Raw genomic sequence first — 18,735 nt, forward strand, 5'->3', positions numbered from 1 at the left:
GGCCCGGAGACCGAACCGGTCTACTCCTCAGGTCCCAGGACCTCCACCCGCACCGCGCACGACTTGAACTCCGGCATCCGGGACGTCGGATCCAGCGCCGGGTTGGTGAGGTTGTTCGCGCGTCCCTCGCCGGGCCAGTGGAAGGGCATGAAGACGGTGTCCGGACGGATGGCGGTGGTGATCCGCGCGGGCGCCACCGCCCGGCCCCGCCGGGAGACCACCGCGAGCCGATCGCCCTCCGCCGCCCCCAGCCGGGCCGCGAGGCGCGGATGCAGCTCCACGAACGGACCGGGCGCCGCCGCGTTCAGCTCAGCCACCCGCCGGGTCTGCGCCCCCGACTGGTACTGCGCCACCACCCGGCCGGTGGTCAGCAGCAGCGGGTACACGTCGTCCGGTTCCTCCGCCGCCGCCCGGTGGGCCACGGCGACGAACCGGGCCCGGCCGTCGGCCGTCGCGAAACGGTCCAGGAACAGACGCGGGGTGCCGGGATGCACGGCGGCCCCGGCCGGCCGCGCCGGGTCCTCGGGCACCCCCGGCTCCCCAAGGCCCTCCGGCCCCTCACGACCCCCAGGATCAGGAACCTCAGGGACCTCAGGGGTCTCCGGGCACGGCCAGAACACTCCGTTCTCCTCCGCGAGACGGCGGTAGGTGATGCCCGAGTAGTCGGCCGGGCCGCCCGCGCTCGCCCGGCGCAGCTCGCCGAAGACCTCCTCCGCGTCGGTGGGGAATCCCTTCTCCACCCCGAGCCGGCCGGCGAGCTCGTGCAGGACGAACAGGTCGCTGCGCACACCGGGCGGGGGCGCGACCGCCCGCCGGCGCAGCAGCACCCTGCCCTCCAGGCTGGTCGTGGTGCCCGTCTCCTCCGCCCACTGCGTCACCGGCAGCACCACGTCCGCCAGCTCCGCCGTCTCCGACAGCACCACGTCCGCCACCGCGAGGAAGTCCAGCGAGCGCAGCCGCTCCTCGACATGGGTGGCGCGCGGCGCCGACACCACCGGGTTCGAGCCCATCAGCAGCAGGGCCCGGATGTCCGTGCCGAGCGCGTCGAGGAGTTCGTAGGCGCTGCGTCCGGGCCCCGGCAGGCTGTCCGGGTCCACGCCCCACACACCGGCCACGTGCCGCCGGGCCGCCGGGTCGTCCAGCTTGCGGTAGCCGGGCAACTGGTCGGCCTTCTGGCCGTGTTCCCGGCCGCCCTGCCCGTTGCCCTGCCCGGTCAGGCAGCCGTACCCGGACAGCGGGCGGCCCGCCCGGCCGGTCGCCAGACACAGGTTGATCCACGCGCCCACCGTGTCCGTGCCCTTGGCCTGCTGCTCGGGCCCGCGCGCGGTGAGCACCATCGCCGACTCGGGCTCGCAGAACATGCGCACCGCCTGCCGCAGCTCGGGAACGGACACCCCCGTGATCCGCTCCACGTACTCCGGCCAGTGCGCCATCGCCCCCGCCCGGGCCTCCTCCCAGCCGGTGGTCCGCTCCCGGACGAACCCCTCGTCCGTCCGTCCCTCGGCGACCACCAGGTGCAGCAGCCCCAGGGCGAGGGCGAGATCGGTGCCGGGTCGGGGCGCGAGATGAAGATCGGCCTGCTCGGCGGTCCTGGTACGGCGCGGATCGACGACGATCAGCGTGCCGCCGTTCTCCCGCAGCTCGGTGAAGAAGCGCAGCGACGGCGGCATGGTCTCGGCCAGGTTCGATCCGACGAGGATCACGCACCCGGTCCTCGGAACGTCCTCCAGCGGGAACGGCAGCCCGCGGTCGAGCCCGAACGCCTTCGTCCCCGCGGCCGCGGCCGAGGACATGCAGAAGCGGCCGTTGTAGTCGATCTGCGAGGTACCGAGCACCACCCGCGCGAACTTGCCGAGCGCGTACGCCTTCTCGTTCGTCAGCCCGCCCCCGCCGAACACCCCGAGCGCGTCGGCGCCGTGCTCCTGCCGCGTCCGCCCGAGCCGCTCGGCGATCAGGTCCAGCGCCTCGCCCCAGCCCGCCTCCACCAGCCGCCCGCCGGACCGCACCAGCGGAGTGGTCAGCCGCACCGCCGGCGACAGCACCTGGGCGGCCGTACGGCCCTTGCCGCACAGCGCGCCCCGGTTGACCGGGAAGTCCGGCCGCTCGGACACCTCGGCGCCCCCCTGCGGCAGGGGCGTGACGGTCATCCCGCACTGCAGGGCGCAGTACGGGCAGTGGGTGGGCGTCGAGGTGTTCTCCATACCGCCCAGCCTGCGCGGACCGTGTTACGGCCCGTGCCCGCCCCCGGTTACACCGCCGGGACGGTCACCTCCCCGCGCCCGCCCGGCCACCGTGAGGCCCGCGCCGCGCACCCCTCCGGCTCCGGCACCCGGGTCACCGGCCGGACGCCAGCGCCCGGCTCACGCCCCGCTCCTTCGGGCCCAGGAACCGCGGGTCCGGCCGGAGCACCGCGTCCAGCGCCGCCTTGCCCGCCGCGAAGACCTCGCGCGTGCCGCCGTAGTACCAGGTCACGTCGTGCTTGGCGGCGACCCCGACCCCGTACGAGTCGACCCCCGCCGCCTCGCACAGCGCCACCGCCCGCCGGATGTGGAAGTCCTGGCTGATCAGCACCGCCCGGTCCACCCCGAAGATCTTCCGGGCCCGCACACAGGAGTCCCAGGTGTCGAAACCGGCGTAGTCGCTGACGATCCTCGTGCCCGGCACCCCGTGCCGGGTGAGGTAGGCGCGCATCGCGTCGGGCTCGTCGTAGTCCTCGCGGCTGTTGTCCCCGGTGACCAGGACGACCTCGATGCGCCCCGCCCGGTACAGCTTCGCCGCCGCGTCCAGCCGGTGCGCGAGGTACGGCGACGGCTCCCCGTTCCACAGCCCGGCGCCGAACACCACCGCCACCGGCGTGCGCGGCACGTCCGCCGTCGTCCGCAGCCGGTCCGCCGTCGACACGTACAGCCAGGTCGCCGGCAGCAGCGCCAGCACGCACGCGGCCATCACCGACTGCACCAGCCGCCGCTGCCCCGCACGGGTGCGCGGCAGCCGCGGTCGACGGATCTTCATGGCGTCCCCCGGAGAGAGTGATCGGTTCCCACCGGGTAGACGCCCGCACCGGCGGACCGGTTCACCTCACGCCCCGCATCCGCGCACCGTGAAGCCGCGGAAAACACCCGTGACGGCCCGGCAACGGGGCCGCAACCTCGGCCCGCCAGGATCCTTCCATGACGGCGTCGCACCCTCCCCGCTCCGAGTCCCTCCACCACCTCGAAAGCACGGCGCACCTCATGGACAGCATCAGCAGCCACCTGGCCGGCCGGCTCCGGCTCGTCTCCCCGGTCGGACGCCGCCGCCCGACCCCGCCCGCCCTCGTCCTGGTCGCGCACGGCAGCCGCGACTCCCGCGCGGCGGTCACGGTGGGGGCCCTGCGGGACCGGGTCCGCGAGCTGCGCCCCGGCCTCTCCGTCCACCTGGGGCACATCGAGCTGAACGAGCCGCTGCTCCCGGACACCCTGGCCGCCCTCGGGGACAGCCCCGCCGTCCTCGTCCCGCTCCTCCTGGGCCGCGGCTACCACGTCAAGCAGGACATCCCCGCCATGGCCGCCGCCGCGGCGGGCCACACCCGCGTGGCCGCCCCGCTCGGCCCGCACCCGCTCCTCGTCGAGACCCTGTACGACCGCCTGACCGAGGCCGGCTGGCCGCGGGACCCCGACCCGGCCACGCGCCGCACGAGCGCGGTCGTCCTGGCCGCGGCGGGCTCCCGCGACCCGGAGTCGGCGGCCGACACCGCCCGCGCCGCCCGCCTGCTGGCGGACCGCCTCGGCGTGCCCGTCGTCCCCGCGTACGCCTCCGCCGCCGCACCGACCGTCGAGGCGGCCTGGCGCACCCTGGCGGCCCGCGGCCGGCACCGGGTGGCGGTCGCGTCCTGCTTCACCGCCCCCGGCCGCTTCGCCACCCAGTGCGCGGCCGCGGCTCCCTGGATCGCCTCCGCCCCCCTCGGCGACCACCCGGCGATGGCCCGTCTGATCCTGCACCGCTACGACCGCGCCCTCACCACACCGCGCACGGAAGCCGCCTGATCCCGCGCGGCGACCGTTCCGCGTCGGCCGGTCCGGTCCTGCACCGCTGTGCCCGCGCCTGACCGCACCGCGGACGGACGCCGCCTGATCCTGCGCGGCACCGCGCACACCGGGTCGTCTCCGCCCGCGCGGCGACCGTTCGGCGTCGGCCTGCACCGCTGCGCCCGCGCCTGACCGCACCGCGGACGGACGCCGCCTGATCCTGCGCGGCACCGCGCACACCGGGTCGTCTCCGCCCGCGCGGCGACCGTTCGGCGTCGGCCGGTCCGGTCCTGCACCGCTGTGCCCGCGCCTGACCGCACCGCGGACGGACGCCGCCTGATCCTGCGCGGCACCGCGCGCACCGGGTCGTCTCCGCCCGCGCGGCGACCGTTCGGCGTCGGCCGGTCCGGTCCTGCACCGCTGTGCCCGCGCCTGACCGCACCGCGGACGGACGCCGCCTGATCCTGCGTGGCACCGCGCGCACCGGCCGTCGCGCCGGATCGTCTCGGCCCGTCGGCGAACGTTCGGCGTCGGCCCATCTGATCCCGTACCGCCATGCCCGCGCCCTCGCCGCCCCGCGGACGGAAGCCGTCCGGCGCTTCGACGGTGGCGGCGGAGCGGTCGACGCGGCGCGGCCGACACCCGGCTTCCGGCACCGGGTCCCCGACACCCGGAACCCCGGCGGGCACCCGGCCGCACCCCGAATGTCACCGGCGCCGCTTACTGTCGACTCATGGAAGGCACCGCAGGCACCGCAGGCACCGCAGAAGTCACCGGCACCGCATCCTCCCCGGCCTACGACCCGGCGTCGGCCGACCGCTGGGCGCCGGAGCCGGACAAGCGTCCCGGCCGCACCGCCTTCCAGCGCGACCGCGCCCGCATCCTGCACTCGGCCGCCCTGCGCCGCCTCGCCGGCAAGACCCAGGTGGTGACCCCGGGCACCCGCAACCGGGTCTGGGACGCCAGCCCCCGCACCCGGCTCACCCACTCCCTGGAATGCGCGCAGGTCGGACGGGAGCTGGGCGCGGCCCTCGGCTGCGACCCCGACCTGGTCGAAGCGGCCTGCCTCGCCCACGACCTCGGCCACCCGCCCTTCGGTCACAACGGCGAACAGGCGCTGAACCTGTTCGCCGCGGACTGCGGAGGCTTCGAGGGCAACGCCCAGTCCCTGCGGCTCCTCACCCGCATCGAGCCCAAGCGCTTCACCCCGGAGGGCTCCGTCGGCCTCAACCTCACCCGCGCCACCCTCGACGCGGCCACCAAGTACCCCTGGCCGCGCGGCGCCCACCCCACCGACCCGGCGTCGGTGAAGTTCGGCGTGTACGAGGACGACCGCCCCGTCTTCGACTGGGTCAGGGCGCACGCCCCCGGCACCCGCACCTGCTTCGAGGCCCAGGTCATGGACTGGTCGGACGACGTGGCCTACTCGGTGCACGACATCGAGGACGGGCTGCACGCCGGCCACATCGACCCCGACTGCCTGCACGCCGAACCCGAGCGGCAGGCCGTGTTCGAGGTCGCCGTCGGCCGCTACGTCCCCGCCGGCACCGACCCCGCCGAGCTCGCCGCGGCCCTCGACCGCCTCCAGGACCAGGACTGGTGGCCGCACGGCTACGACGGCACGGCGGTCGCGCAGGCCCGCCTCAAGGACGCCACCAGCCAGCTCATCGGCCGGTTCTGCCTGGCCGCCGAGGGCGCCACGCGCGCCGCGTACGGCACCGGCCGGCTCACCCGGTACGGCGCCGAACTCGTCGTACCCCGTGAGGCCCGCATGGAGTGCGCTGTGCTCAAGGCGGTCGCCGACCGCTACGTCATGCAGCGCGCCGAGCAGGAACTGCTGCGCGCCGACCAGCGGGTGATCGTCGCGGAACTGGCCGAGGCCCTCACCGCCCGCGCGCCCGAGGGCCTCGACCCGCAGTTCCGGGCCCTGTTCGACGCGGCACCCGGCGACCTGGCGCGCAAGCGGGTGATCGTCGACCAGATCGCCTCCCTCACGGACGCCTCGGCCCGCTCCCTGCACGCCAGACTGACAGGGCATATCTGAGCGGAATGTGACCCGGGCTGGCCTGATCGGGTCACTCCCTCTTCCCGCAGCACGCCGGGTGCGGGACGCTCGCATGTGGCGGCACCCTTACGAGGAGGCATCAAGTGGTCGACGCGGATCAGACATTCGTCATCGTCGGAGGCGGCCTGGCCGGCGCCAAGGCGGCGGAGACGCTCCGTGCGGAGGGCTTCACCGGCCGGGTGATACTGATCTGCGACGAGCGCGACCACCCCTACGAGCGCCCCCCGCTCTCCAAGGGCTTCCTGCTCGGCAAGGAGGAGCGCGACAGCGTCTTCGTGCACGAGCCCGCCTGGTACGCGCAGAACGACATCGAGCTGCACCTCGGCCAGACCGTCGACCGCATCGACCGTACGGCGAAGACCGTCCGCTTCGGCGACGACGGCACCCTGGTCCGCTACGACAAACTGCTCATCGCCACCGGCGCCGAACCCCGCCGCCTCGACATCCCGGGCACCGACCTCGCGGGCGTCCACCACCTGCGCCGGCTCGCCCACGCCGAACGCCTCAAGGGCGTGCTGGCCTCCCTCGGCCGGGACAACGGCCACATCGTGATCGCCGGTGCCGGCTGGATCGGCCTGGAGGTCGCGGCGGCGGCACGCGAGTACGGCGCCGAGGTCACGGTGATCGAACCGGCCCCGACCCCGCTGCACGGCGCCCTCGGGCCCGAGCTGGGCAACGTCTTCGCGGAGCTGCACCGCGAGCGCGGCGTCCGCTTCCACTTCGGCGTCCAGCTCACCGAGATCGTCGGCCAGGACGGCATGGTCCTCGCGGCCCGCACCGACGACGGCGAGGAGCACCCCGCGCACGACGTCCTCGCGGCGATCGGCGCGGCTCCCCGGACCGGCCTCGCGGAGGCGGCGGGACTGGAGATCGCCGACCGGGCGCACGGCGGCGGCATCGTCGTCGACGAGCGGCTGCGCACCTCCGACCCCGACATCTACGCCGCCGGCGACGTCGCGTCCTTCCCGCTCGCCCTGTTCGGCACCCGGCTGCGCGTCGAGCACTGGGCGAACGCGCTGAACGGCGGACCGGCCGCCGCCCGCGCGATGCTCGGCAAGGACGTCACCTACGACCGGGTGCCCTACTTCTTCACCGACCAGTACGACCTGGGCATGGAGTACAGCGGGTGGGCGCCGCCGGGGTCGTACGACGAGGTGGTGATCCGCGGCGACGCCGGGAAGCGGGAGTTCATCGCGTTCTGGGTGCGTCAGGGCCAGGTGCTCGCCGGGATGAACGTGAACGTGTGGGATGTCACAGAACCCATCCAGAAACTGATCCGAGCCGGTGCGCCGGTGGACCTCGACGCGCTGGCCGACCCGCACGTACCCCTCGACAGCCTCGCCCCGTGACCTCCGCGCGCTCAGGGACTGTCACACCACCCCCGTAGAATTCATCCGTGGCAGGACGGATCAACGACGAGGACGTGAAGGCGGTTCGGGACGCGGTCCCGATCGACGCCGTGGTCTCCGAGTACCTCCAGCTGCGCAACGCGGGCGGCGGCAACCTCAAGGGCCTGTGCCCGTTCCACGACGAGAAGTCGCCGTCCTTCCAGGTCAGCCCCAGCAAGGGACTCTTCCACTGCTTCGGCTGCCAGGAGGGCGGCGACACCCTCACCTTCGTGATGAAGGTGGACCACCTCTCCTTCTCGGAGGCGGTCGAGCGGCTGGCCGCCCAGGCCGGCATCACCCTGCGTTACGAGGAGGGCGGGTACAACCCGGCCCACCAGCGCGGCGAGCGCATCCGCCTGGTCGAGGCGCACAAGATCGCCGCCCAGTGGTACGCCGAGCAGCTCGCCACCAGCCCCGAGGCCGAGACCGGCCGGATCTTCCTGGCCGAGCGCGGCTTCGACCAGGCCGCCGCCGTCCACTTCGACGTCGGATACAGCCCCCAGGGCTGGGACCACCTCACCCGCTACCTGCGCGGCAAGGGGTTCACCGACAAGGAGCTGATCCTCTCCGGGCTGTCCCAGGAGGGCCGCCGCGGCCCCATCGACCGGTTCCGGGGCCGCCTGATGTGGCCCATCCGCGACATCGGCGGCGAGGTCGTCGGCTTCGGCGCCCGCAAGCTGTACGAGGCGGACAACGGCCCGAAGTACCTGAACACGCCCGAGACGGCGATCTACCGCAAGAGCCAGGTGCTGTACGGCATCGACCTGGCGAAGAAGGACATCGCCAAGGCCAGCCGGGCCGTCGTCGTCGAGGGCTACACCGACGTCATGGCCTGTCACCTGGCCGGTGTCACGACGGCCATCGCGACCTGCGGCACGGCCTTCGGCGGCGAACACATCAAGATCCTTCGCCGGCTGCTGATGGACAACGGCTCGGCCCGCGTGATCTTCACCTTCGACGGCGACGCGGCCGGCCAGAAGGCCGCCCTGCGCGCCTTCGAGGACGACCAGAAGTTCGCCGCCGAGACGTACATCGCGATCGCGCCCGACGGCATGGACCCCTGCGACCTGCGTCTGGCCAAGGGCGACGAGGCGGTCACCGACCTGGTGGAACCCCGCACGCCGCTGTTCGAGTTCGCGCTCCGCCAGATCGTGCGCCGCTACGACCTCGACACCCCGGCCGGCCGGGCCGCCGCCCTGGACGAGGCCGCGCCGATCGTCGCCCGCATCAAGAACAGCGGCGCGCAGCACGAGGTCGCCGTCGAACTCGCCGGCATGCTCGGCATCCTCGACACCCAGTTCGTGGTCCGGCGCGTGGCCCAGCTCGCCCGCTGGGCCCGTGACCGCGGCGGCAAGGGCCCGCAGCAGGGCCCGGCCCGTCCGGCCGACCAGCAGTGGGCCGGCGCCCCCCGCCCCGCGACTTCCGGGCCGGCCCTCACCCTGCGCAACCCCGTCTTCGCCGCCGAGCGCGAGCTGCTCAAACTCGCCCTGCAACGGCCCGAGCTGGTCTCCCCGGCCTTCGACGCCTACGGCGTGGACGAGTTCACCGCCCCGCCCTACGCCGCCGTCCGCCAGGCCGTCGCGGAGGCGGGCGGCGCCGAGTTCGGCGTGGCCGACCCGCAGGAGTACCTGGTCCGCGTCCGTGAGGCCGCTCCCGACGACGTCGTCCGCGCGATGGTCACCGAGCTGGCCGTGGAGCCGATCCTGCGCCGCACGGTCGACGAGACCTACGCCGGCACGGTCCTGGTGCAGATCCGCCGCCGGGCCGTCGAGCGCCGCATCCGGGACGTCCAGTCCCAGCTGACCCGCCTGGCCACCGGCGGCGACCCCGCCCAGCTGGCCGCCGTGCAGAACGAGCTGTGGGTCCTCCAGCAGTACGACCAGACGCTGCGCGAGCGGGGCGCGCAGGCGCTCTAGCCGGCCTCGGCCGGGAACGCCGGTGTGACCGCCCGCACCAGCCGCTCGGCGAACTCCCGCTCCCGGTCGGCGAACTGCGGGTACTCGGTGACGAAGTGCTCCCACTCGACGTACCCGACCGCCTCCACGACGTCCACGAGGAGCACGTCCTCCCGGTACGGGTACGGCCACTCGCCCGACAGCCGGAACACCTCGCGCAGCAGCTCGTGCCGCAGCGGGTGGCGCTCGGCGAGCAGGACCGCGTCGTAGAGGTCCTTGCCCTGGGCGTGCGCGTCGTTGACCAGCCACATGAGCTTCCAGGCGAGCGACAGCGCGGGCGTCGCGCCGAGCAGCGTGCCGCCCGGCAGCCGGACCGGCTCGGGCTCCTCGGGCAGCGGCTCGTCGAAGACGAAGTCGAGCTGGACGTGCCCGCCCGGCAGCCCGGGCGCCGACCAGGGCAGGACCATGCGGCGGCCGGGCACCCGGTCGTAGGTCCAGATGTCCTCCACGACCGCGTCCCGTGCCGAGAACCGCACGTCCCCGGCGCGAGCCCCGGCCGCCCGGGCGATCCCGTCGAGCATCCGCGCCGTCCGCTCCTCCTCGATCCGCCACGCGGCCGGTACGACGACGAAGTCCAGGTCACCGGGCTCACGCGCCGCCTGCCCGAACCACACCGACATCAGCGCACTGCCGCGCAGCACCAGCGCCCCGGCCCACTCGGAACCGGCGATCGCGGCCAGGACCCCGTCCAGCGCGGTCCGCCGGGCCGTGTGCCAGGCCGCGCCGAGCGCCGGGTCGGCGAAGACGGGATCGGTGGCCCGGTAGGCGTTCTGGTAGTGCTTGAGGGCCGGTTCGAACACGGGCCGCCGGGTGATGCCGTCACCGGGCACCCAGGTCAGGGTGCGGGGCAGGTCGTTCGCCCGCCGGGCCGCCTCGTCCGGCGGCTCGGGGGGAAGCTCCCCGCCGTGCCACAGGGCTCGCCAGGTCTCGCTCATACGGACACCTCCCGCTCCTCGATCCACCCGTCGTCCACCGACTCGTCGCTGTCGTACAGCACGAACTCCCGCTCCACGCCGAGGACGTCGAGCCCCTCGAGCTCCGCGAGCAGCCGCCGCAGGGCCCGTTCGGCCTCCGCGTCCGACACCCCCCGGCAGCGCTGCGTCACGAACCGCTCGTGCCGTCCGCCGCCGCGCGCCCGCCGCGCGTTCCACGACAGGTGCGCGCCGTGCGGCACGACCCGCGCGGCGAGCGCGCCGAGGTCGGTGCCGGCGTCGAGCAGCAGCTTGGCGTGGTGTTCGAAGTACTGTCCGCCTCCGCACGGTCCGGCGGGCACCTCCGGCGCCCAGGGCACCGACTCGGTCTTCACCCGCACCGGTGCGAAGCCGGCCGACCGCAGGGCCGCCACGGTGCCGGCCGCCCGGGCCGACTCCTCGGCGTACGAGGACGAGCCGGCGAGGGTGAGCATCGGCTGGTGCCGCATCCGGCCGCGGGCCAGCACGATGTGCGTCAGCTTGAGTCCGGACGCGTCCGCCCAGCCGCGCAGCCGCTCGGCCTCGGCGGCGTCGTCGCAGCGGACGGTCACATGGGTTTCGTACAGCAGTCCGGACACTCGGGGATCCTCCCAGATCAGGGCCGGGGACGGCGCCCGCTTTTCCGGTGCCGGTCACCAGCCGGTCACGGTGCGGACGCAAAAAGTCACCGCACGCCCCTCGTGGCGGGGATGTGTCGTACTCCACACTGGGGGCGGTGCCCGAGTCCTCGGAGCGCAGGCCGTCGACTCTCCGCCCCCGAAGTGCCGCTGCCGCACACCTTCGGCAGCGATCATCCTGGAGGTCGCCCCCGTGCAGACCCAGACCCTCAGCCAGTCCGATGGCAACACCGGTGCCACCGGCACCTCCGCGGACGAGCCGGACGCGGAGACGGACGTCCTCGTGGCCGTGCCCCCGCAGGGCCGTGGCGGCCTGCACGCGGAAACGGCGCCCGCCGATCCGGGGGAGCCGCCCGCCGAGGAGCTCACGGAGGACTCCGGGCAGCCGGGGGAGCCCGTGGAGCCCGAGGAGATCACCGAGCCCGTCGGGCCGCGAGTCGCCGCCCGGGCCGAGTCCGGCGGCCCCTCGGCCGATCTGTTCCGCCAGTACCTGCGCGAGATCGGCCGCATCCCGCTGCTCACCGCCGCCGAGGAGGTCGACCTCGCCCGCCGGGTGGAGGCCGGCCTGTTCGCCGAGGAGAAGCTGAGCAACACCCCCGACCTGGACAGTCAGTTGGCGAACGACCTGGACCGGCTCGTGGTCCTGGGCCGGATGGCCAAGCGCCGGCTCATCGAGGCCAACCTGCGGCTCGTGGTCTCCGTCGCCAAGCGGTACGTCGGGCGCGGCCTGACCATGCTCGACCTCGTCCAGGAGGGCAACCTGGGCCTCATCCGGGCGGTGGAGAAGTTCGACTACGCGCGCGGCTACAAGTTCTCCACCTACGCGACCTGGTGGATCCGCCAGGCCATGTCCCGGGCCCTCGCCGACCAGGCCCGCACCATCCGCGTCCCGGTCCACGTCGTGGAGCTGATCAACCGGGTGGTCCGGGTCCAGCGGCGCATGCTCCAGGAGCGGGGCTACGAGCCGACGCCGGAAGAGGTCGCCGCCCATCTGGACCTGCCGCCGGAGCGGGTCGGCGAGGTGCTGCGGCTCGCCCAGGAGCCGGTGTCGCTGCACGCCCCGGTGGGCGAGGAGGACGACGTGGCCCTCGGCGACCTCATCGAGGACGGCGACGCCGCCAGCCCCGTGGAGTCGGCCGCGTTCCTGCTGCTGCGCGAGCACCTGGAAGCGGTGCTGTCCACGCTCGGTGAGCGCGAGCGCAAGGTGGTCCAGCTGCGCTACGGACTCATCGACGGCCGGCCGCGCACGCTGGAGGAGATCGGCCGGCTGTTCGGGGTGACGCGGGAGCGGATACGGCAGATCGAGTCCAAGACGCTGAACAAGCTCCGGGACCACGCCTTCGCGGACCAGCTGAGGGGCTACCTCGACTGAGTCCGGCCGCCGGGGTGCCGCCGCCGCGGCAGCGGCACCCCGGCACCGCTCGGAGCTAGTCCACCTCGGCCACGGCCTGGGCGAACTGGGCCTTGTACAGCCGGGCGTACGCGCCGTCGGCCGCCAGCAGGTCCGTGTGCGCGCCCTGTTCGACGATGGACCCGTTCTCCATCACGAGGATGGTGTCCGCGTCCCGGATCGTCGACAGCCGGTGCGCGATCACGAACGACGTGCGGCCGGCCGCCAGCTTGGCCATCGCCTTCTGGATCAGCACCTCGGTGCGGGTGTCGACCGAGCTGGTCGCCTCGTCCAGGACGAGGATCACCGGGTCGGACAGGAACGCCCGCGCGATGGTGATGAGCTGCTTCTCACCCGCGCTGACCCCCGTGCCCTCGTCGTCGATCACGGTGTCGTAGCCGTCGGGCAGGGTCCGCACGAACCGGTCGGCGTGCGCGGCCCGGGCGGCCTCCTCGATCTCGCCCCGGGTGACCTCGCGGGAGGCGCCGTACGCGATGTTCTCCGCGATGGTGCCGCCGAACAGCCAGGTGTCCTGGAGCACCATGCCGATGCCGGAGCGCAGTTCGTCGCGGGACATGCTCCGGATGTCCACGCCGTCGAGGGTGATCCGGCCACCGGAGACGTCGTAGAACCGCATCAGCAGGTTGACCAGCGTGGTCTTGCCCGCGCCGGTCGGGCCGACGATCGCGACCGTGTGCCCCGGCTCCACCTTGAGCGAGAGGTCCTCGATCAGCGGCTTCTCCGGGTCGTAGCGGAACGACACGTGCTCCAGGCCCACCCGTCCGCGCAGTTCCGCGGGCCGTTCGCCCGGCACCGGATCCGCCTCCTGCTCCTCCGCGTCCAGGAGTTCGAAGATCCGCTCGGACGACGCGACGCCGGACTGCACCAGGTTCGCCATCGACGCGACCTGCGTCAGCGGCATGGAGAACTGCCGCGAGTACTGGATGAACGCCTGCACGTCACCGATGGACAGCGCGCCGGACGCCACCCGCAGACCGCCGACGACGGCCACCAGCACGTAGTTCAGGTTGGACACGAACATCATCAGCGGCTGCATGACACCGCTGTTGAACTGTGCCTTGAACCCGGCCTCGTACAGGGCGTCGTTCTGCTCGGCGAACTGCTTCGCCGACTCCTCCTGCCGGCCGAACACCTTCACCAGGGTGTGCCCGGTGTACATCTCCTCGATGTGGGCGTTCAGCTTTCCGGTGGAGCGCCACTGCTGGACGAAGTGCGGCTGCGAGCGCTTGCCGACCCGGGTGGCGACCACGAACGACAGTGGCACGGTCACCAGCGCGACCAGGGCCAGGATCCAGGAGACGTAGAACATCATCACGAGCACGCCGATGATGGTCAGCAGCGAGTTGATCAGCTGGCCCATCGACTGCTGGAGCGTCTGCCCGATGTTGTCGATGTCGTTGGTCGCCCGGGACAGCACCTCGCCGCGCTGACGCTTGTCGAAGTACGACAGCGGCAGCCGCGACAGCTTCGTCTGCACGGACTCGCGCAGCCGGTACATGGTGCGGTTCACGGCCCGGTTGACCAGCCGGGTCGCGACGGCCATCAGCAGACCGGCGACCAGGAACGTGCCGAGGGCGAGCAGCAGGACGTGCCCCACGGCGTCGAAGTCGATGCCCTCGCCGGGGGTGAAGTCGGTGCCCTGGAGCATGTCCGCGACGGAGCCCTGGCCCCGCTCGCGCATCGAGTCGAGGACCTGCTCCTTGCTGGCCCCGGCCGGCATCTGCCGGCCGATGATGCCGGAGAACACCAGGTCGGTGGCGCGGCCGAGGATCTTCGGGCCGATCACGCTCAGGCCGACACTGACGACCACGCAGAACAACAGGGCGTAGATGGTGACCCGTTCGGGCTTGAACTGGGCGACGAGCCGTTTGCCCGAGCCCTTGAAGTCCATCGAGCGCTGGTCGGGGCCGCCCCCGGCCATCATGCGTCCCATGGGCCCGGCCATCAGGCGGCCTCCGCTTCCGTCAGCTGGGAGAGCACGATCTCCCGGTAGGTCTCGTTGGATGCCATCAGCTCGTGGTGCCGGCCGGTGCCGACGACCCGGCCCTCGTCCAGCACGACGATCCGGTCGGCGTCCCGGATGGTCGCCACCCGCTGGGCGACGATGACGACGGTCGCCTCGGCGGTCTCCCGGGAGAGTGCCGAGCGCAGCGCCGCGTCCGTCGCGTAGTCGAGCGCGGAGAAGGAGTCGTCGAAGAGGTAGATCTCCGGGCGCTGCACGAGGGTGCGGGCGATGGCGAGCCGCTGCCGCTGGCCGCCGGACACGTTGGTGCCGCCCTGGGCGATCGGCGCGTTCAGGCCGCCCTCCAGCTTCTGCACGAAGTCCTTGGCCTGCGCCACCTCCAGCGCGTGCCACAGCTCCTCGTCGGTGGCGTCCGGATTGCCGTAGCGCAGGTTGGTGGCGACCGTGCCGGCGAACAGGTACGGCTTCTGCGGCACGAGCCCGACGGTCTTCGCGAGCAGCTTCGGCTCGACCTCCTGGACGTCCACGCCGTCCACCAGCACCTGGCCCTCGGTGGCGTCGAACAGCCGGGGGACGAGTCCGAGCAGGGTCGACTTGCCGCTGCCGGTGGAGCCGATCACGGCGGTCGTCTCACCCGGCCGGGCCTCCAGCGCGATGTCCGTCAGCACCGGCTCCTCGGCACCCGGGTAGCGGAAGCCCGCCCCGCGGATCTCCAGGTGCCCGTGCCGGCGCAGCTCGGTGACCGGCGCGGTCGGCGGCACCACGCTGGAGTCGGTCCCCAGGACCTCCTGGATGCGCTCGGCGCAGACCTCCGCGCGCGGCACCATCATGAACATGAAGGTGGCCATCATCACGGACATGACGATCTGCATCAGATAGGCGAGGAACGCGGTCAGGTCGCCGATCTTCATGCCGCCGCTGTCGATGCGGTGCGCGCCGAACCACACCACGGCGATCGACGACACGTTCACCACCGTCATGACGATCGGGAACATCAGCGCGAGCATCCGGCCGGTGGCCAGCTGCATCTCGGTGAGCTCGCCGTTGGCCCTCCCGAAGCGGCCCTGCTCGTACTCGTCGCGGACGAAGGCGCGGATCACCCGGTTGCCGGTGATCTGCTCACGCAGCACCCGGTTCACCGTGTCGAGCCGGACCTGCATGGTCCGGAACAGCGGCCGCAGCCGGCGCACGATCAGCGTCACACAGATGCCGAGCACCGGGACGACCGCGACGAGCACGGCGGACAGCGGGACGTCGAGACCGAGGGCGAGCACGATGCCGCCGACGCACATGATGGGCGCGGAGACCATCAGGGTGAACGTCAGCAGGGCCAGCATCTGGACCTGCTGCACGTCGTTCGTCGTACGGGTGATGAGCGAGGGCGCCCCGAAGTGGCCCAGCTCACGGGAGGAGAAGGACTGCACCCGGTCGAAGACGGCACCGCGCACGTCCCGGCCGAGGGCGGAGGCGGTCCTGGCGCCGAAGTACACGGCACCGACGTTGCACACGACCTGGACCAGCGAGATGCCGATCATCAGGGCACCGAAGGACAGGATGTAGCCCGTGTCCCCCTTGACGACACCGTTGTCGATGATGTCCGCGTTCAGGGTGGGCAGGTAGAGGGTGGCGCAGGTCTGCAGGAACTGCAGCAGCACCAGGAACGCTATGGGTTTCTTGTAGGGCCTGAGATAGGTCCGCAGAAGTCGTATGAGCACGCTACGTCTCTCGGAGTCGGCGGTGGGGGCGGGGTGGTTGCCCCTGGCCCCTATCGTCCGACACTCCACCCGCGTTACCTCAACCGATTAAGCCGACAGCGGCGAACCGGCATCCATACGGGTTCGCGGTGCTACGGGCGGAACGCGCCCGGATGGGTCTGCTCCCGCACCGCGGTGAACTGCTGCCGTACCGCCTGGCCCACCGCCAGCTCCTCGCCCGGCTCCAGCACCTGCGCCGCGGCGCCCTGCCAGGCCGGCGGGGTGCGCGGGTCGAGCGTGCCCTGCGACACCCCGAGCGCCCAGGCCGCCTGCCGGGCCGCGCCGATCGCCGCGTAGTCCGCGGGCTGCGGCACGACGACCTGGGCGCCGAACAGCGAGGGCGCCGCGGCCTGCACGGCGGACAGCTCGGCGGCCTGGCCGAGCAGGAAGATCCGGCGCACGTCCACGCCCCGCCCGCGCAGGACGTCCAGCGCGTCGCCGAGTCCGCACAGCATGCCCTCGAACGCGGCCCGCGCCAGGTGCTCGGGCTTCATCGACTCCCGTCGCAGCCCCGCGAGCGTCCCCGCGGTGTGCGGGAGGTTCGGCGTCCGCTCACCCTCCAGGTAGGGCAGCAGCACCAGTCCGTGGGAGCCCGGCGTGGACTTCATGGCCAGATCGGACAGGCTCTCCAGATCCGGCAGCCCGAGGAGTTCGGCGGCGCCGCGCAGGGTCCGCACGGCGTTCAGGGTGGTGACGACGGGCAGGTGCATGCCGGTGGCGTCGGCCAGCGAGGTGATCATCCCGGACTGGTCGACGAGCGCCTCCGGGTGCACGGCCATCACCGATCCGGACGCCCCGAGGGACACCACCGCGTCCCCGAGCCCGATCCCGAGCCCGAACGCGGCGGCCATGGTCTCCCCGGTCCCGGCGGAGATCAGCAGCCCCTCAGGGGTCGTGCCGGCCGCGTCCGAGGGGCCGATCACCTCGGGGAGTATCGCCTGGTGGCCGAGGGCCAGCTCGACCAGGTCGGGCCGGTAGCCGCCGCTCGCCGCGGACCAGTAGCCGGTGCCGGAGGCGCCGCCCCGGTCGGTGGTCCGCCGCACCGGCCGCCCGAGCAGCTGCCACACCAGCCAGTCGTGGGCCTGCAGCAGCACGGCCGTGCGCAGGGCGTTCTCGGGCTCGTTCTTCGCCAGCCAGCGCAGCTTGGTGACCGGCTGGGCGGCCTGGGGCGCGCAGCCCACGGCCTGCGCCCACGCCTCGCGCCCGCCGAGCGCGTCGACCAGATCGGCCGCCGCGACCTGTGCCCGCTTGTCGCCGCCGACCAGCGCCGGGCGCACCGTGTTGCCCTGGGCGTCCAGCGGGACCAGCGCGTTCTGCTGGGCGGAGACGCCGATGGCCTGCACGCCCTCCAGCAGGCCGCCCCCCGCGGCCTCGCCCAGGGAGAGCAGCCAGGCCTGCGGGTCGACGTCGCTGGGGCGGCCCGCACCGTCCGGCGTCTCCACCGGATGCGGTGCGTATCCCTGCCGGAGTACGGCACCGGTGTCCGTGTCACAGACCACGATGCGCGTGAAATCGGGCGAGCTGTCCAAGCCGGCGACTATCCCCATACCGAAGATTTTGCCGTACCGCCGGGGCTGCTTCCGCCAGGGCGCCGCGGGCGGCGGCGGAGCACCGGCGCCGAGCTGGGACGTCAGGTGTTGCTCGTGCCCCAGTCGTCGTCGGCCGTGCCGTTGACGTTGCGCTCGCGCAGGGAGCGGACGCGCTGGGCGACCGAGGCCGGGACATGGTCGCCGACCTTGTCGCTGACCGTGTGGAAGGCCTTCCCGGCGTAGACGCGGCCCTGCTGGGCGGCGCTCTCCGCGGTGTTGCGGACGGCCGGGTTCTGCATGATCTGCTGAGCGGACTTCTTCAGCTGCTCGTAGCGCTCGCGTCCGGCCCTCGTGCCGAGTACGTAACCGAGTGCCATTCCGGCGACGAACGTGAGCCGGTAGCGCATGGCTGCCACCCTTCCCTTGTGCCTAGGTCTCTGGTGCGGCGTCGGCGCCGGGGGATACCGATTGGCGGAGCACCCCCCTGCTTGCGCTAATGTATGTGTCGCAGCGAGCGCCCGCCCCCTGGCGAATACCCAGGTAGGTACGTTCGATGCAATCGAGGCGATCCTCCGTAGCTCAATTGGCAGAGCAGCCGGCTGTTAACCGGCAGGTTACTGGTTCGAGTCCAGTCGGGGGAGCTTCGGTCCTCCGTAGCTCAATTGGCAGAGCAGCCGGCTGTTAACCGGCAGGTTACTGGTTCGAGTCCAGTCGGGGGAGCACGCTGAACGAGGACCCTCCGGGGTCCTTTTTCATGTCCACGGGGAACCGCCGCGCCTGCGGAGATGTCCTCAGGTTCATGAGCAGCGCGGAAGCCGACCATCCGAAGCAGGAGATCGTATGAGCGGCTATGCTGCGGCAGACGGCGCGCACACATGTACGCGACACGCCGCTATGGGGCGGTAGCTCAGCCGGTTAGAGCAGCGGACTCATAATCCGTCGGCCGTGGGTTCGAGTCCCACCCGCCCCACAGGACACCGCAGGTGCAGAAACGATGCGACCTGCGTGGCGAGGAACACGATCAAGCGCGGGCCGGGAGTATTCCCGGCCCGCGCTTTCGTCGTCGGCGGACCTT

General features: G+C 72.9%; 12 protein-coding genes, 3 tRNA genes and 1 pseudogene. 8 read left to right on the plus strand and 8 right to left on the minus strand.

The features are described 5' to 3' along the window. Positions 1-20: 20 nt before the first annotated feature. Together BLW57_RS26260 and BLW57_RS26265 are read right to left on the minus strand one after the other, a co-directional pair. Positions 21-2,201 carry a molybdopterin oxidoreductase family protein gene (locus BLW57_RS26260; RefSeq protein ID WP_093477858.1) on the minus strand — a complete coding sequence of 727 codons (2,181 nt, stop codon included), beginning with the start codon at positions 2,199-2,201 and terminating at the stop codon, positions 21-23. A 133-nt stretch (positions 2,202-2,334) separates the two neighbouring features. Continuing rightward, the gene (locus BLW57_RS26265; RefSeq protein ID WP_093477859.1) at positions 2,335-3,012 is read right to left on the minus strand and encodes a SanA/YdcF family protein; all 678 of its coding nucleotides are present in this window, start codon (positions 3,010-3,012) and stop codon (positions 2,335-2,337) included. A gap of 158 nt (positions 3,013-3,170) precedes the next feature. On the opposite strand from BLW57_RS26265, the gene BLW57_RS26270 reads away from it, so the two are divergent. The 4 genes from BLW57_RS26270 (at position 3,171) to dnaG (ending at position 9,376) form a co-directional block, all read left to right on the plus strand. Then, positions 3,171-4,025, plus strand: coding sequence for a sirohydrochlorin chelatase (locus tag BLW57_RS26270; protein WP_093477861.1), 855 nt, complete (start codon positions 3,171-3,173; stop codon positions 4,023-4,025). 715 nt (positions 4,026-4,740) lie between these two features. Continuing rightward, positions 4,741-6,051, plus strand: coding sequence for a deoxyguanosinetriphosphate triphosphohydrolase (locus BLW57_RS26275; protein ID WP_093477862.1), 1,311 nt, complete (start codon positions 4,741-4,743; stop codon positions 6,049-6,051). A gap of 104 nt (positions 6,052-6,155) precedes the next feature. After that, positions 6,156-7,421, plus strand: coding sequence for an NAD(P)/FAD-dependent oxidoreductase (locus tag BLW57_RS26280; protein WP_093477864.1), 1,266 nt, complete (start codon positions 6,156-6,158; stop codon positions 7,419-7,421). Between the two features lie 47 nt (positions 7,422-7,468). Beyond that, positions 7,469-9,376, plus strand: coding sequence for a DNA primase (gene dnaG, locus BLW57_RS26285; protein WP_093477865.1), 1,908 nt, complete (start codon positions 7,469-7,471; stop codon positions 9,374-9,376). Here the strand turns inward: dnaG and BLW57_RS26290 are convergent. After that, on the minus strand, positions 9,373-10,350 hold the full coding sequence (locus BLW57_RS26290) for a nucleotidyl transferase AbiEii/AbiGii toxin family protein (protein ID WP_093477867.1): 978 nt from the start codon (positions 10,348-10,350) through the stop codon (positions 9,373-9,375). The genes dnaG and BLW57_RS26290 overlap by 4 nt on opposite strands. Continuing rightward, positions 10,347-10,964: a hypothetical protein gene (locus BLW57_RS26295; protein ID WP_093477868.1), complete on the minus strand. Its 618-nt coding sequence runs from the start codon at positions 10,962-10,964 to the stop codon at positions 10,347-10,349. Before BLW57_RS26295 ends, BLW57_RS26290 begins: the two co-directional genes overlap by 4 nt. Positions 10,965-11,075: 111 nt before the next feature. Here BLW57_RS26295 and BLW57_RS26300 point away from each other — a divergent pair. After that, positions 11,076-12,375: pseudogene (locus BLW57_RS26300) on the plus strand (RNA polymerase sigma factor). 55 nt (positions 12,376-12,430) lie between these two features. Here the strand turns inward: BLW57_RS26300 and BLW57_RS26305 are convergent. From BLW57_RS26305 to BLW57_RS26320, 4 genes are all read right to left on the minus strand, one after another. Further along, positions 12,431-14,359 carry an ABC transporter ATP-binding protein gene (locus tag BLW57_RS26305; RefSeq protein WP_093477871.1) on the minus strand — a complete coding sequence of 643 codons (1,929 nt, stop codon included), beginning with the start codon at positions 14,357-14,359 and terminating at the stop codon, positions 12,431-12,433. Further along, complete coding sequence (locus BLW57_RS26310) at positions 14,359-16,092, minus strand: ABC transporter ATP-binding protein (RefSeq protein ID WP_093477873.1); 1,734 nt, start codon at positions 16,090-16,092, stop codon at positions 14,359-14,361. The genes BLW57_RS26305 and BLW57_RS26310 overlap by 1 nt, the downstream gene beginning before the upstream one ends. A 131-nt stretch (positions 16,093-16,223) precedes the next feature. Further along, positions 16,224-17,678, minus strand: a complete 1,455-nt coding sequence (locus tag BLW57_RS26315; protein WP_093477874.1) for a xylulokinase — start codon at positions 17,676-17,678, stop codon at positions 16,224-16,226. An 83-nt stretch (positions 17,679-17,761) separates the two neighbouring features. Beyond that, positions 17,762-18,067, minus strand: a complete 306-nt coding sequence (locus tag BLW57_RS26320) for a hypothetical protein (RefSeq protein ID WP_093477876.1) — start codon at positions 18,065-18,067, stop codon at positions 17,762-17,764. A gap of 161 nt (positions 18,068-18,228) precedes the next feature. Between BLW57_RS26320 and BLW57_RS26325 the strand changes: the two genes are divergently transcribed. The 3 genes from BLW57_RS26325 to BLW57_RS26335 all read left to right on the plus strand — a co-directional run bounded on the left by BLW57_RS26325 (position 18,229) and on the right by BLW57_RS26335 (position 18,630). Continuing rightward, positions 18,229-18,301 (plus strand) — tRNA-Asn (locus tag BLW57_RS26325). A 6-nt stretch (positions 18,302-18,307) separates the two neighbouring features. Further along, positions 18,308-18,380: transfer RNA gene (locus BLW57_RS26330), tRNA-Asn, on the plus strand. A 176-nt stretch (positions 18,381-18,556) separates the two neighbouring features. Then, positions 18,557-18,630 (plus strand) — tRNA-Ile (locus BLW57_RS26335). The last annotated feature ends 105 nt before the right edge of the window (positions 18,631-18,735 follow it).

It is taken from the genome of Streptomyces sp. 1222.5 (genome assembly GCF_900105245.1).
GTDB lineage: Bacteria > Actinomycetota > Actinomycetes > Streptomycetales > Streptomycetaceae > Streptomyces > Streptomyces albidocamelliae.